This window comes from Microbulbifer sp. SE14 (genome assembly GCF_059834885.1).
The window spans coordinates 58,371-72,186 of record NZ_JCBAJA010000013.1 but is presented as its reverse complement, the minus strand read 5'-3'; the positions used below and the strand labels follow the sequence as shown (position 1 = coordinate 72,186).

At 60.4% G+C, this 13,816-nt stretch carries 11 protein-coding genes and 2 tRNA genes; 10 read left to right on the top strand and 3 right to left on the bottom strand.

Going from position 1 to position 13,816, the window contains the following annotated elements:
- Positions 1-11 precede the first annotated feature (11 nt).
- From ccmE to AC6R19_RS10980, 7 genes are all read left to right on the top strand, one after another.
- Entirely contained in the window at positions 12-473 is a 462-nt protein-coding gene (ccmE, locus tag AC6R19_RS11010) for a cytochrome c maturation protein CcmE (RefSeq protein WP_500579869.1), read from the top strand.
- A complete protein-coding gene (locus tag AC6R19_RS11005; protein ID WP_500579868.1) occupies positions 470-2,455 on the top strand; it encodes a heme lyase CcmF/NrfE family subunit in 1,986 nt (661 codons plus the stop codon). The genes ccmE and AC6R19_RS11005 overlap by 4 nt, the downstream gene beginning before the upstream one ends.
- 37 nt (positions 2,456-2,492) lie before the next feature.
- Positions 2,493-3,077, top strand: a complete 585-nt coding sequence (locus tag AC6R19_RS11000) for a DsbE family thiol:disulfide interchange protein (RefSeq protein WP_500579867.1) — start codon at positions 2,493-2,495, stop codon at positions 3,075-3,077.
- Positions 3,040-3,642 carry an IMPACT family protein gene (locus AC6R19_RS10995; protein WP_500579866.1) on the top strand — a complete coding sequence of 201 codons (603 nt, stop codon included), beginning with the start codon at positions 3,040-3,042 and terminating at the stop codon, positions 3,640-3,642. Before AC6R19_RS11000 ends, AC6R19_RS10995 begins: the two co-directional genes overlap by 38 nt.
- Positions 3,643-3,947: 305 nt before the next feature.
- Positions 3,948-8,912: an RHS repeat-associated core domain-containing protein gene (locus tag AC6R19_RS10990; protein ID WP_500579865.1), complete on the top strand. Its 4,965-nt coding sequence runs from the start codon at positions 3,948-3,950 to the stop codon at positions 8,910-8,912.
- Positions 8,912-9,154 (top strand): hypothetical protein, encoded by a 243-nt coding sequence (locus AC6R19_RS10985; RefSeq protein ID WP_500579864.1) that lies wholly within the window; start codon positions 8,912-8,914, stop codon positions 9,152-9,154. Before AC6R19_RS10990 ends, AC6R19_RS10985 begins: the two co-directional genes overlap by 1 nt.
- A gap of 330 nt (positions 9,155-9,484) precedes the next feature.
- Entirely contained in the window at positions 9,485-9,826 is a 342-nt protein-coding gene (locus AC6R19_RS10980; RefSeq protein ID WP_500579863.1) for a hypothetical protein, read from the top strand.
- 131 nt (positions 9,827-9,957) lie between these two features.
- Here AC6R19_RS10980 and AC6R19_RS10975 read toward each other — a convergent pair.
- Positions 9,958-10,034 (bottom strand) — tRNA-Asp (locus tag AC6R19_RS10975).
- Between the two features lie 27 nt (positions 10,035-10,061).
- Positions 10,062-10,137: transfer RNA gene (locus AC6R19_RS10970), tRNA-Val, on the bottom strand.
- Between the two features lie 136 nt (positions 10,138-10,273).
- On the opposite strand from AC6R19_RS10970, the gene AC6R19_RS10965 reads away from it, so the two are divergent.
- The 3 genes from AC6R19_RS10965 (at position 10,274) to AC6R19_RS10955 (ending at position 12,484) form a co-directional block, all read left to right on the top strand.
- Complete coding sequence (locus tag AC6R19_RS10965; protein WP_500579862.1) at positions 10,274-10,975, top strand: DUF4197 domain-containing protein; 702 nt, start codon at positions 10,274-10,276, stop codon at positions 10,973-10,975.
- Positions 10,976-11,319: 344 nt separating this feature from the next.
- A complete protein-coding gene (locus AC6R19_RS10960; RefSeq protein WP_500579861.1) occupies positions 11,320-11,658 on the top strand; it encodes a hypothetical protein in 339 nt (112 codons plus the stop codon).
- Positions 11,659-11,899: 241 nt separating this feature from the next.
- Positions 11,900-12,484, top strand: coding sequence for a hypothetical protein (locus tag AC6R19_RS10955; RefSeq protein WP_500579860.1), 585 nt, complete (start codon positions 11,900-11,902; stop codon positions 12,482-12,484).
- Here the strand turns inward: AC6R19_RS10955 and AC6R19_RS10950 are convergent.
- Positions 12,464-13,759: a hypothetical protein gene (locus tag AC6R19_RS10950; RefSeq protein ID WP_500579859.1), complete on the bottom strand. Its 1,296-nt coding sequence runs from the start codon at positions 13,757-13,759 to the stop codon at positions 12,464-12,466. The genes AC6R19_RS10955 and AC6R19_RS10950 overlap by 21 nt on opposite strands.
- Between the last annotated feature and the right edge of the window lie 57 nt (positions 13,760-13,816).

Genomic DNA, 13,816 nt, shown 5'->3' with positions numbered 1-13,816 from the left:
CAGCGAAAACAATGCACCCAGCACGCAAACAGCGCCTGATCCTGGTCATAGTCCTGGTCGCCCTCTCCAGCGCCGCGGTGGGCTTCGTGACCTACGCGATGCGCAACAATATGGATTATTTCTACGCACCCAGCGCCTTCGCCGCCGGCGAGGTGCCCTTCGAGAGGCGCATCCGCGCCGGCGGCTGTGTGGTGCCGGGCAGTGTGCAGCGCGCACCGGACAGCCTGGACGTGCGCTTTGCGATCACCGACGGCGAGGCGGACCTGCAGGTGGTATTCGACAAGATACTGCCGGACCTCTTCGCCGAGGGCGAGGCCGCGGTGGTGACCGGCCGCCTGCTGCAGGACGGCACCCTGCGCGCGGACCAGGTACTGGCCAAGCACGATGAAAACTACACGCCGCCGGAAGTGGCCGAGTCCATGGCCGCCGATGCCAGCTGCGCGGGCGGGGCCCGGAACGGGGATAAGATATGATTCCGGAGCTGGGCCACTTCGCCCTGATCGCCGGCCTGCTGCTGTCCCTGGCGCTGGCCGCAGTGCCTGTGGCCGGCAGCTTCACCGCGCGGCCGCTGTGGATGGGGGCGGGAAGACCCCTGGCGCTGGGGGTGCTGGCCTTTACCGCGTTGGCCTTTATCTGCCTGACGATTGCCTTTGTGCAGAGCGACTTTACCGTCAACTATGTGGCGCAGAACTCCAACAGCATACTGCCGCTGCACTACAAGATCACCGCCGTATGGGGCGGCCACGAGGGCTCGATACTGCTGTGGCTGCTGATCCAGGCCGGCTGGGCCGCGGCGGTGGCGCTGTTCAGCCGCCAGCTGCCGGCGGAGCTGGTGGCACGGGTGCTGTCGGCGCTGGGCCTGGTGCTGGTGGGCTTCTTCCTGTTTATCCTGCTCACCTCCAACCCCTTTGATCGCACCCTGCCTTTCCCGCCGCTGGAGGGCACCGACCTGAATCCGCTGCTGCAGGATCCGGGTATGATCATCCACCCGCCGCTGCTGTATATGGGCTATGTGGGTTTCTCGGTGGCTTTTGCATTCGCAATCGCCGCGCTGCTCGGCGGCCAGCTGGACGCCGCCTGGGCCCGCTGGGCAAGGCCCTGGACCGCGGTGGCCTGGTCCTTCCTGACCCTGGGTATCGCGCTCGGCAGCTGGTGGGCCTACTACGAACTGGGCTGGGGCGGCTGGTGGTTCTGGGATCCGGTGGAAAACGCCTCCTTCATGCCCTGGCTGGTGGGCACGGCGCTGATGCACTCGCTGGCCGTCACCGAGAAGCGTGGCCTGTTCAAGAGCTGGACCATTCTGCTGGCGATCTTCGCCTTCTCCTTGAGCCTGCTGGGTACCTTCCTGGTGCGCTCCGGCGTGCTCACCTCAGTGCACGCCTTCGCCACCGATCCGCTGCGCGGCGGCTTTATTCTGGCCTTCCTGGCAGTGGTGGTGGGCCTGTCCCTGCTGCTGTTCGCGCTGCGCGCGCCAGCGGTCAGCGCCAGCAGCGTGTTTTCGTTCCGCGCGCGGGAAACCTTCCTGCTCGGTAACAATATCCTGCTGGTGCTGGTCATGGGCATGGTGCTGACCGGCACCCTCTACCCGCTGCTGGCCGATGCGCTGGGCTGGGGCAAGATCAGCGTGGGCCCGCCGTTCTTCAACCTCTTCTTCGTACCCCTGATGGCGTTGCTGTGCCTGCTGCTAGGCCTCGGCATCCACGCGAACTGGAAGGACAGCCGCTGGGACAGGCTGCTCGGCGCCTGGCAACTGCCGCTTGCCGTGGCCGTTGTCGCCGCCCTGGCCCTGCCGTTTGCGTTCAGTGAATTCCACTGGGGCGCGGCGCTGGGTATTTTCATCGGCGCCTGGGTCACCGCGGCCAGCCTGGCCGATATATTCGCCAGGACCCGCAACGCGGAAACCCTTATCGCCGGCTTGCGGCGCCAGCGCGCCAGCTACTACGGCATGCACCTGGCCCATATCGGCCTTGCGGTGGCCGTCCTCGGTGTCGCACTGACGACGGTGTACAGCGTCGAGAAGGACTTGCGCATGGGTGCCGGCGACAGCCACAGCGTGGCCGGCTACGATTTCCGCTTCGACGGCGTGCGTTCGGTCCGCGGACCCAACTACCGCGCCTCCGAGGGCGTCCTCTACGTGAGCAAAAACGGCCGCGCAGTGGCGGAACTGCACCCGCAGAAGCGCAACTATTTCTCCGGCGGCAACACCATGACCGAGGCGGCCATAGACTCGGGCCTGTTCCGGGATATCTACGTCGCCCTCGGCGAGCCGCTGGACGAGAACAACCCCAACGGCGACTGGGCGGTGCGACTGCAGTACAAGGCCTTCGTGGTGTGGATCTGGCTGGGTGCACTGCTGATGGCCATCGGCGGCGGCATCGCCGTGGCGGACAAACGCTACCGCAAGGTGAAGGCCGCGCGCGCGGCGGAAGTCGACGGCGCCTTGGCGGCTGTATAGGCCCCGGCCGCCGCATAAAAGGAAAAACAACCGGACTATGGCAAGGTTAAAGCTGTTTCTGCCGCTGATTATTTTCGCCGCGCTGGCGCTGCTGTTCTGGCGCGGCCTTTTCCTGAATCCCCAGAAGCTGCCGTCGGTACTGCTGGGCAAACCGGTGCCGGAATTCTCCCTGCCCAAAGTACTCGACGAGCAGCAGATGATGGAGCGGGGCGACCTGCCTTCCCAGCCCTACCTGCTCAACGTCTGGGCCACCTGGTGTCCGCCCTGTCGCGCCGAGCACCCCTACCTGAACAAGCTGGCGGAGGAGGGCGTGCCCATCGTCGGCGTCAACCTGCGCGACGATCCGGCGGATGTGAAGAAGTGGCTCGACACCATGCACGACCCCTACCTGTTCAGCGTCGCCGACAGGGAAGGGCGCCTCTACCTGGACCTGGGTGCCACCGGCGCGCCGGAGACCTTCCTGGTGGACGCCGAGGGCGTGATCCGCTGCAAGCATATGAGCGTACTGGACGACCGCGTTTGGCAGACCAAGTTGCAACCCCTGTACGAAAAACTGCAAAAGCAATCCTGGGACGAGTTCGCCGGTGAGCTACCAGATTCCCTGCTCGCCCGTTGTCGCTGAGACCGAGGAAAAGAAGAGTCGCTTTATCTGCTGGCTGGGGCCGGTCGAGGACAAGGCGGCCTTCCAGCGGCAGCTGGACGCGGTGCGTGCCCGCTACCCGGACGCCACCCATCACTGCACCGCCCTGGTGATCGGCAACCCCGCCAACCCGGAAGTGATGCAGTCCGACGACGATGGCGAACCCGGCGGCAGCGCCGGCCGGCCGATGCTGGAACTGCTGCTGAAGCAGGAAGTCGGCAATGTCGGCGCCATAGTCACGCGCTATTTCGGCGGCACCAAGCTGGGTGTCGGCGGCCTGATGCGCGCCTACCGCGGCGCCGTCGGCGCGGCGCTGCAATCCGTCGAGCTGAAACCCTTTGTCCCGGTGATGCAGGTGAGTGTTGCCTGCGACTTCGCCGGGGAGTCCCGCCTGCGCTTTCTCACCGGCCAGCACGGTGGCAGCTGCGTCAACGCCGTCTACCGCGACAAGGTCACCGTGCAGATCCATCTGCCCCAGGACCGGTGGCCGGCCCTGCGGGAGCAGCTGGTCGCGGAAGGTTTTGAAATCTGCGCGCCCGCCGAATAGACAGCGCCTGTTACTCTCCCTCCCGGCGCCGGGCTGCCGCCGAATTAGTCGTTGCCTGAAAAAACCGTTCGGTAGTGGCTCCGCCGGAAAAATCCCGGAAACCCGGGCGGCAACTCTTCAGGCAAATAAATCAAAAAAAATCGAAAACTGCCGGGTTTTTCTGCACAAGGATTTCCGTGTCTGTCCGGCTTTTAATTTCCGTTTTTTTCGCAATGGATCACAGCGCTTACCTTTGCTGCAATTTCCACTTGCTTTAGAATTTTGTCCTTCACGGAAGATGTGCGGAACAGGTTAAGGGATTGTCGATGCAATTGAATGTTGAGAATCGTCGCGGCGCTCGCTATCGGGTCAGAATGGGATGGGCGTACCAGGCGGGAATTCCCCAAAACGTCAACGCCCTCCACTTGCTCGAAAGTTTCGACGACGAAGTTCTGGAGCAGATATACGATCAGTTTCTCGCCTTCGAGACCCCGCTTCCCGATCCCTTCGCGCCCGGCAGTCGCCGCGAATTCGAAAGCCGCACCCTGCTCGATCCCCACACCGGCGCACCGGGCCACCTGAGTGAGCGTCAGAAGAAGATCTACCTGGCCCTGCTCGACAATCGCCTGATTATCGAGGAAAACCCGCTGGGCGAAGACGACCTGGCGGAGCGCCAGTCCCTGCTGCTGCCGAAAATCCGCATGGGCCTACAGCAGATCATCGCCGAAGAGCGGGCCGAGGCGGCGCGTATCCAGAAAGAGCACGAACAGCGCAACGCGCTGGAAAAGGTGGGTGCCTATATTGAGCGCGGCGCCGCCGGCCTCGGCAGTGCCGCCTGGGACCTGGCGGTGTGGACCAAGGATGTGCTCGAGGTGGCGGTGCTGATCAACCCTCTGCGCCAGGCCAGTGCGGCGGCCTCCGCCGCCGTCGACTACGCCCTCCACGACAAGCCCCTGGAGCAGTCCGCCCGCGAGCACCTGTCCCGGGTGCACAGGGAGGTCGTCGATGTGCTGGGCTTCGACCCCGCAAAGATTTCTGCGGAGCAGCTGGAGCAGGCCTTCGAGATCGCCCAGCTGATCTACGACGAACCCGCCCTGCGCGGTGCCGTCACCCAGTTCGCCAGGGACTATGTCAAGGCCCAGCACAGCCTGGAACTCACCGAGCTGGCCGGCGGCGGAGTATTTGAAATCATCCTCACCATAGTGCTGGCGGCCTTCACCGGCGGCGTCGGCGCCGTGGCCAATATGGCCAAGAACACCCGCCTGCTCAGCCGCTTCAAGGCGGTCGGCGAGCTGATGATCGAGTTCGCCAAGGGCCAGAAGCAGCGCCTGGCCCTGGCCAGGACCCGCGGCGCCCAGGCCCAGGGCGCAAAGTTTGCCGACCTGGAATCCGTCGATGCGCCCGCCCCCCAGCAGGCGGCGACCAGCGCGCCGGCGCGAAAGTCGGATTCCGTCAGCACCGACAGCGCCGGCGCAGACAGCGATTCGCAGGGCCCGGCCGAATCAACCGGCCCCACCGAGGCGGACAAGACCAACAGCGAGACCGGCAGCAACCAGAATGGCGAAACCAGCCAGAGCAACGCCAATGCCCTGGAGGGCGGCGAGCCCATCAACCTGAAGACCGGCGAGGAGCGCCTGACCCTGGTGGACGCGGTGCTGGACGGCCCGCTGCCATTAACCGTGGCGCGCACCTATCGCAGCAGCAACCCGAAGGATTTCGGCCTGGGTTGCGGCTGGACCCACACCCTCTGCGAGCGCCTGGAGTACCGCGGCAAGGGCAGGCCGCTGCACTTCCACGACGCCGAGGGCCGCGTCATAGCGCTGCCGGTGCCCGGCGCCAGCGGCCGCAGCCACAATGTGGTGGAGCGGCTCAGCCTAACCCGTATCACCGACGAGCACTGGGTGATTGCGCCCTACGGCGCGCCCAATGGCGTGCAGAAACACTTCAAGGCCGCCGACCCCTTCTCCGAATACCTGGACCTGGCGGAAATCCGCGATGGCTATGGCAACGGTTATCTCTTCCACTATATCGACGGGCGCCTGATCTGCGTCGAGAGCAGCCTCGGCGAGGCGCTGCATATCAGTCCCGCCGGCGATCGCATCGGCGAACTGAAAAAGGAGACCCGCGACGGCCGCATCGCAACCCTGGCCAGCTACCAATACAGCGACGAAGGCGACCTGATCGAAGCCTCTGATGCCGACGGTCACAGCGAGCGCTACCAATACCACAAACACGTCATCAAACAGCGGACCCTGAAGAGCGGCTACAGCTTCCACTTCGAGTGGGACGCCGAGGGTCCCGGAGCCCGCTGCCTGCGCCAGTGGGGCGACCCCATCGACGGCCAGGCCACCTACAGCTACCAGTTCGACTGGGACGACGACGGCAGGGGCGTCACCGTCACCGACACCCGCGGAGGTGTGGAGCGCTACCGCTTCAACGAACGCGCCCTGCCCATCTACCACCGCGACCCGGAAGGGGGTGAAACCCTCTACAGCTACAACCAGCTGGGACAGCTGACCAGGGTCCAGCTGCCCGGCGACGAAGGTGTGGAGCGCGAGGAGTGCTACGAGTACGACAGCCACGGCCGCCTGATCAAAAAGATCGATGCGGCGGGCGGCGAGCACCGCATCGAATACAACGCCGAGGGCCTGCCGGAGAAAATCACCAACCCCGCCGGCTACTCCTGGCAACGCCGCTACAACAAAAGCGGCCAGATCACCGAAAGCATCGATCCCCTCGGCCACGCGACAAAATACAGCTACAACCCCATCGGCCTGGTGGGCAGCGTTACCGATCCCCTCGGCAACGCCACCCGCTACCTGTGGAACCCACAGGGCAAACTCACGGCGGTGCACGACCCCATGGGCCGCGCCCGGCACTACCGCTACGACGGCGCCCAGCGCCTGGTGGAGGTCCAGCACGGCCCCAGCCAAAGCACCCGCTACGATTACGACGCCCAGGACCGCATCAGCGCAGTCACCGCCCCGGACGGCACCCGCACCCAGTACCGCTACAACCCCCAGGGCCTGGTAACGGAAATCATCGACGCCGAGGGCCGCAGCACCCGCTACGAATACGACGGCCTCAGCCAGGTCAGGGCGCGCACCAACCCCGACGGCAGCCGCCTCGAGTATCGCTACGACGGCGAGCGCAACCTGGTCGGCCTCACCAACGAGAAGGGTGAGCGCTACACCCTCAAATACGACCGGGCCGAGCGCCTGGTCGAGGAAGTGGGCTTCGACGGCCGCGTCACCCGCTACGCCTACAACCGCGCCGGCCACCTGGTCAGCAGCCGCGCCGTCACCGATCCGGACAGCGGTAAGGGCATAGACACCGTCTTCGAACGCGATGCTTTCGGGCGGCTGCTGCAGGAAGTCACGCCGGACGGCGCCACCAGTTTCCGTTACAACCGCGCCGGCCAGATGGTCGAGGCGGAAAACGCCCACCGCAAACTGCGCTGGGAGTACGACGCCTGCGGCCGCGTCACCGCCGACTGGCAGGACCAGGCCAAAATAAGCCACAGCTACGACGCCGCCGGCCACCGCACCGCCACCACGTTGCCCGATGGCGAAGTGCTGAAGTTCGCATTCAACCCCGCCGGCCAGTTCGAAAGCCTGCACCGCCGCCCCGCCGGTGCCGACGCGGAGCAATTGCTCACCTCAATTGCGCGCGATGAGCTGGGCCGCGAGATCCACCGCCAGCACGGCAACGGCCTGGTCGGCGAGCGCGACTACGATCCCCAGGGCCGCCTGCAGAAAATGCGCCTGGGCAAGGCCGCCGGCCCGGTCGAAGATCCCGTGCCCGAAAATACGCCGCGGGCGCTGCTGCACGAACGCGGCTATCAGTACAACGCCGCCGGCCAGCTGGCACAGATAGAGGACAGCCTGCGCGGCACCCGCAAATACCACTACGACGCCCTCGACCGCCTCACCCAGGTGGAGGGCCCCAACCCCGAACACTTCGTCCACGACCCGGCCCACAATATCCTCGCCGCCGCCGGCTCCGCGGAAGAGGCCCAGCAACAGGCCGGCGCGACAGAGGTCAGCGGCAACCGCCTCGCCTTCCGCGGCGACACCCACTACCGCTACGACGTCCACGGCAACCGCATCGCCGCCCTCAGGGGCAAGGACCAGAAGCTGCAGACCCGCTACCACTACAACAGCCGCCAACAGCTGGTGCGCGTCGAGCAGCTGAAGGTGGAGCAGGGCGGGGAAGAGCGGCTCCAGCGGGAGACGCTCTATCAGTACGACCCCTTGGGCCGGCGCATACGCAAGCGGGATTCCGGCAGGCGCATCGACTTCCTCTGGGACGGCGATGTACTGCTGCGGGAGACGGCTCGCGATACCCAAACGGGGCAGGACCTGAAGTCGCGTACCTACTACTTCGAGCCGGGCAGCTTCAAGCCCGTCGCCTTAAGCGAAGAGGGGAAGGTCTATCACTACCACCTGGATCACCTGGGTACGCCGGATGCATTGACGGACGGCAATGGTGAGGTGGTCTGGAGTGTCAGCTACCGGACCTATGGCAATGTGGCGCTTGCGCATTGCGATGCTGTCGAACAGCCGATTCGGTTTCAGGGGCAGTACTTCGATGAGGAGACCGGGCTGCATTACAATCGGTTTCGGTATTATGATCCGAAGATTGGAGCATTTATAAGCCAAGACCTTGTTGGGCTATTGGGTGGAGTTAACTCCTATCGGTATGCTCCTAACCCTATTGGTTGGGTAGATCCATACGGCTTAACATGTAAAGAGAACTCTTGGAACACCTTCCAAAAACGTACCAAGGGCCATTTTGCAAGTAGTACTGAAGCTGCTGACAGTTACAAAAAAGTGACGGCTGCTCAGAATTCGGCCAAAGGGAGCAGGCCGAATCCATCTACGTACTTGCCCACTTCGTACATTGAAGCCCATCTTCAAAAATTTGAATCTGGTGCTTCTTATCTTGTACCAGAAGATATTCTTGACAGATTTGGACGTGATGTATTGGGTTGCCCTGATAATACTCAATTTGTAATGAGTGCTGAGGAAATGAATGATTTGCTCAGAAGGGCTGGTGGTGATGTTTCATATATAGAAAGGGAGCTTGGGATTCCCAAAGGAGCCTGGGAAGGCCGAACTTTAAAGCGTATTGATATTTCCGATCCAAGGTCACTAAATCTCCGAATGCCCAGCGGAAATGAATTTGGGGCCAATGAAGAATGGCTGGCAGGAGGTCATCTTCCTACGGGCTATTCAGAAGCAATTGTCGATAAGATTCCGAAAAATATGTATACAGAAAGTGGTATTTAATGATGCTAAAGAAGATTTCTGAAGAGCCATGGAATTACACACTATATCAGGATGGAGATAAAATAATAATGTCTGTATTGTGTGGGACCAGTGCTATGTATGAAATAACATTGCAGCTAAAAAAAGAAGAAATAGAAGAGCTCAATAAAGGCGGCGCTGCTTCCATGGCGGCTAAAGTTAGAGAAAAAATAAGTGCATACGCTGACAGGAACATTAAAAACTTTCAGCATCCTAAATCTTAGGTTTTTTTGAGCTCTTCGAAAAAGTGAAAAGGACACCCAGAGCGCCGAGAAAAGCCGGCAGCAGAGTTGATTATCCATGCAGTACAGCACTCGACGATTTAGAAGTTTTTTTAAAGAACACATTAGAGATAAAAACACACTTGATGAGATTTTATATCACTTAAGCGAGTGCAGGGCCGCCAATAGAATCGGATTTAGATATATACACGGACGATTGATGAAATACAGAAAGGATTTTTCAGATTACTTCCCATTTAGTGAAGATGAGAAAGAGATGATCGATGATCTATTCTGCTTCTGGGGGTGATTGGCTCAACGTGGAAGCAATATTTGGAAGAAAGAACAGTGGTGACTGAGAAATATTATCTAATGGCAAATGTTGACAAAAGTGATCCATCTCAACCCCATAGCAGTGAATGGCCCAAACTGATTGCCTATTCATTCAATCAGAGAAAAATCTTAATGAAGGAGGGGAGAGGTCACGGCCTCATGGGGGGGGAAGTTTCTTTGGAAAAATTCAACCCAAATGATTGGAAGGATATTTTTGTCGCGACGAACTCTACATGGTTTTTAGATATGATATCTAATGGAGCTTTATTAAGCCTGACCAGTGAAGAAAATTTCAAGAAAATCTTGAATAAAAAATGTGGAATTAAAATAGTCGATTATTAGTGAGGTGAGTAAAATGATAAGAGCTGTTGATTGTAAAAATGGTTAAATATAAAGAGTTTCTGACGATTTTATCGAGCAGAGTTCTCGTTATATAAAAAGCCCCACTCTTGTGAGTGGGGCTTTCTCGTATATGGCGGACCGGACGGGACTCGAACCCGCGACCTCCGGCGTGACAGGCCGGCATTCTAACCAACTGAACTACCGGTCCGCGGTAGGTGCACCCCCTCTCGGGGAGTGGTGGGTGGTACAGGGGTCGAACCTGTGACCTACGGCTTGTAAGGCCGCCGCTCTCCCAACTGAGCTAACCACCCATGTCAGGGGCTGCGTATCTTAATGAAAAAATTGACTCGGTCAACTCGGATCGTGCCCCTTGAGCGGGAAGTTTGTCACTGTCTGACTGCAAAAGGTGCGGTAATATTGGCGCATCTGAAACCTGGGAGATCTTCCATGAAACAATGTTGGATACTGGCAGGGGTGTTGGCGCTGGCGGGCTGCCAGAATATGGAGGCTGTTTCGCCCTGGATCGATGTGGGCAACCAGGTGGCCAAAAATGCCGGCTACGATACTGATTCCCGGCTCGCCAGGGGCATCAAGGATGTCCTGTACACCAGCACAGACCGCGCCAGCACCGGGCTGTCGCAGGCGGGCGCGTTTCACCTGCGGCTCCCGGCAGCGGCCCGGCCGGTGGTCGACAGCCTGCGCCAGTTCGGTTTCGGCAGCTATGTGGACAAGCTGGAAATCGCGATGAATCGCGGCGCGGAACAGGCGGTGGCCGAGGCGGCGCCGGTGTTCAAACAGGCGATTACCGGCATGACGGTCACTGATGCCCTGGGCATTATCCGCGGCGGTGATACCGCCGCAACCGACTACTTCCGGGGGCAGACCGAAGGCGCACTGCGCCAGCGCTACCAGCCGATTGTGGAGGCGAACCTGCGCAAGACCGGCTTCTATGACCAGTACAAGAGTATGCTGGCGGTCTACGATCAATTGCCGATCGCCAACAAGCCCAGCATGGATCTGGAGCGGCATGTGATCGACAGCAGCATGGCGACACTGTTCAGTCGTATTGGCGAAGAGGAAGCGTTGATCCGCAAGGATCCCGTTGCGCGGGGGAGTGTGCTGATCGGGCAAGTTTTTGGTGAGGAGTAGTTGGCTCCTTCAGTTCTGGCTGCCGGACTTTGCCGGCTGACTGAGCCCGCTTAATGCGGGCTTTCGTTCTTATTTGGACCGGACGCGATTCGAGTCGGCAACCTCCGCCGTAACAGGCCGATATTCCAGCCACCCGAACTACCGGGGTGCGGGTATCAGTGCCTGTTCATTGATCGAACTCCCGCCCGCGTTGGCCATTTGCTCCATTCCTCATTCAGTCTATGCGCTTTGATAGAATTTGCTTCCTCAGACCGGATTAATTCTATATAAACTGAGTATGTAAAGCCTGTTTGGCCAAATTTTGGTCTGTCGTTCAAAGATAAAGACAACTGTTTGGGGGGGATATGTTACAGGCACTGATAGCCGGGGGTGTGATATACGGCCTGTTCAATTTCCTGGAGCGAGGTAAGGACCGCGGCCTTGACGGCTTTACTTCAATCACTTTTGTGCTTGCGCCGGCTCTGCTGCTGTTCCTCGCTACACTGGGATTCGGCTTCGCCGGGCTACCCCAGCAGTTCCTGCTGCCGCTGGTCTCCCTATATTTCATAGTGCCCACCCTGATGCTGCGCCTCCAGTATGAGTTCAGCTGGAAAAGTGCCTGCGGTTATGGAGCTGTGGTATTTGTCGTGGCAATGGTGGTGGATATCCTGTTTTCTGTCGGTATCTCTGCGCTCAGTAGCTGACGCATTCAGTAAACAGAAAATCGTTGTTGCGAATCATATCCGCATATACTGTAGAGCAATCATGAGAATACTTTTTGTTGTTGTCGCGATGGTCCTGGTCGGTTATGCGACGGGGCCGCAACATCGAAGCTTTGCGAAGTGAAGACCGCGAAGCAGAAACAGTGCAGAAAACCCTATAGCAGTCATTGGTTTGCCAGTTTATACCAGTTGCCGCACGGACAAGCGGATAAGGATTCAGTTGATGAAGAAATGCTCAAATACCAGGACCTTGGTGGCCACCTGTCTTTTGCTGTCCGCCTGCGGCTCCGCTGATATCAAGGAGCAATCCAATCCGGCGGATGACACTATCACACTGCAGGATTTCTGTGCGGTCAGCGAATGCCGCCGCAACGTGCAGGTGAGCCTGCGTACAGAGCGGGAGGAGATCAATGAAACCCTGCCCTTGTTCTGGCCTGTGGTGCAAGGGCGTTCAATATCGGTGCTTCCCGGGGAAAAGCTCTACATTGAGGTCGCTGTGGTCGATGGTGAAATTGGAGGCATTCGTCGAGTCGATCAGGTCGCCGATGCCGAGCGCACCCTGACTTTGGAATTTACCCAGCCAGGGGGTGGTCTCGGGATGATGCTCTCTGTTAAGAATCCCTTCGATCAGCCGCTGAAATACCATATCGACATGGTCGACTTCGCCGGCAATCTGCACCAGACCAGCAGCTGCCCTGTTGTCGCCGCGGGCGGAGCCTTTGAAAGCTGGCCGCATCCCATTCCGGAGCTGCGTATCTCCGGATTGCACTTTCTCGAGGAAGACGGGTCATTCAGTTGCGAATACTGAACTGACCAAGTCCGTCCATCGGTCAGTCAAGTTTCCGCGCCGGACCAAACGCGGCCGCAAAGCCGCCGCCCGCGGTGCGGAAATTGGTGGTCTGCCCCTGGTACAGGCGGGCGCAGTGAGCAATTGCTCTCCGCCGTAAACATAGGTGCGCACGTCGAATTTTAGCGGCTTTCCTTCCGCGTCCAGGTAGCGCTGCGCCGCCGGCACATAGGCCTGGGCCAGGTAGTCGCCCTTCTCCAGCAGTTGCTGCCACACGCCGCGGGTTATCTTGTCGCCGCGGTAGGCGGCCTTGCTGCCGTAGCCGCTGTAGGGTTTGAAAAAGTAGTGCTTGCGCCGCGCCCATAACTCCTCGGCATTGTCGGCAGTGAGTGCCACTGCCTCCGGTATTGATTTCCGTAGCGCCGAGAGGGTTTCCGTGTCAACGCCCATATCCTCCAGCAATTGATCGTCGCTGAGGAAAATCAGGTTGCGCTTGTTGGCGTACAGCAGGTGGTGGCGCGGGTTCGGGGTGACCACGGCGGCATCTGCCAGGTAGGTGTCGCGCACCGGGCGGTTTTCAGGATCGCTCAGGGGGAAATCCGTGAGGCGGTTGTAGACGAGATCGAATGCCCGGCCGTCGAAGCGCAGGCTGTTGCCGTCGAATACAAGTTGTTCCGGTGCGGCGATCTCGCATTCGATGCCCAGATCGCGGAGCCAGTTGCGGAACAGCAGGAACTCCGGATACAGGTACTGCTGCTGGGGCGCCTCGTCGACAATCAGCACGCTTTCGAGTGGCTGCTCGCCTCGCGCCAGCCGCCACTCGCTGCGGAACATGGCCTCGAAGCGGCCGAGCACACGCTCCAGCTGCCAGTCGCCCAGGTAGTCGCGCACGGGGTCGCAACAGAAGTGCTGGCTGTGGGTCATCAGTGCGCTGAGGAAGGCGCCGCCGGCGTTGGTGTTGATTTCGATCAGGCTGGCCCCGTCCGCCGTCGGGTGGAAGTCGAAACCGGTGAACAGGCCGCGGGTGCCCTGGTCGGGGTATTGATCCAGGTCCCGGATCTGCTCGGCGAAGGCGGGGAGACTGATCACCCGCTCCACGGCGCGTACAGTTGCCGCCATCGCCTTTTGCTGGGCGCCGTTGATAAACACGCCGTAGGGCGCAAACAGCTGCTCGTGTCCGGGCAGGGGATCGGGGGAGAGACTCTGTTGGCGCAGCGACTGGCGCAGTTGCGCGTCCAGGGCGCCCCGGTCGAGGGTAATGCAGTGGCAGTAACGGTTCAGTGCGACGGTGGGCATGGCGGGATTCCTGGTGGTTTGTTCATCGTTATGGGGACGCATGGGAAGGAGTCAAGC

Bases quoted from the DNA above. Each gene is read 5' to 3' on its own strand.
- ccmE (WP_500579869.1), top strand. From the start codon at position 12: ATGCACCCAGCACGCAAACAGCGCCTGATCCTGGTCATAGTCCTGGTC.
- AC6R19_RS11005 (WP_500579868.1), top strand. From the start codon at position 470: ATGATTCCGGAGCTGGGCCACTTCGCCCTGATCGCCGGCCTGCTGCTG.
- AC6R19_RS11000 (WP_500579867.1), top strand. From the start codon at position 2,493: ATGGCAAGGTTAAAGCTGTTTCTGCCGCTGATTATTTTCGCCGCGCTG.
- AC6R19_RS10990 (WP_500579865.1), top strand. From the start codon at position 3,948: ATGCAATTGAATGTTGAGAATCGTCGCGGCGCTCGCTATCGGGTCAGA.
- AC6R19_RS10985 (WP_500579864.1), top strand. From the start codon at position 8,912: ATGATGCTAAAGAAGATTTCTGAAGAGCCATGGAATTACACACTATAT.
- AC6R19_RS10965 (WP_500579862.1), top strand. From the start codon at position 10,274: ATGAAACAATGTTGGATACTGGCAGGGGTGTTGGCGCTGGCGGGCTGC.
- AC6R19_RS10960 (WP_500579861.1), top strand. From the start codon at position 11,320: ATGTTACAGGCACTGATAGCCGGGGGTGTGATATACGGCCTGTTCAAT.
- AC6R19_RS10955 (WP_500579860.1), top strand. From the start codon at position 11,900: ATGAAGAAATGCTCAAATACCAGGACCTTGGTGGCCACCTGTCTTTTG.
- AC6R19_RS10950 (WP_500579859.1), bottom strand. From the start codon at position 13,759: ATGCCCACCGTCGCACTGAACCGTTACTGCCACTGCATTACCCTCGAC.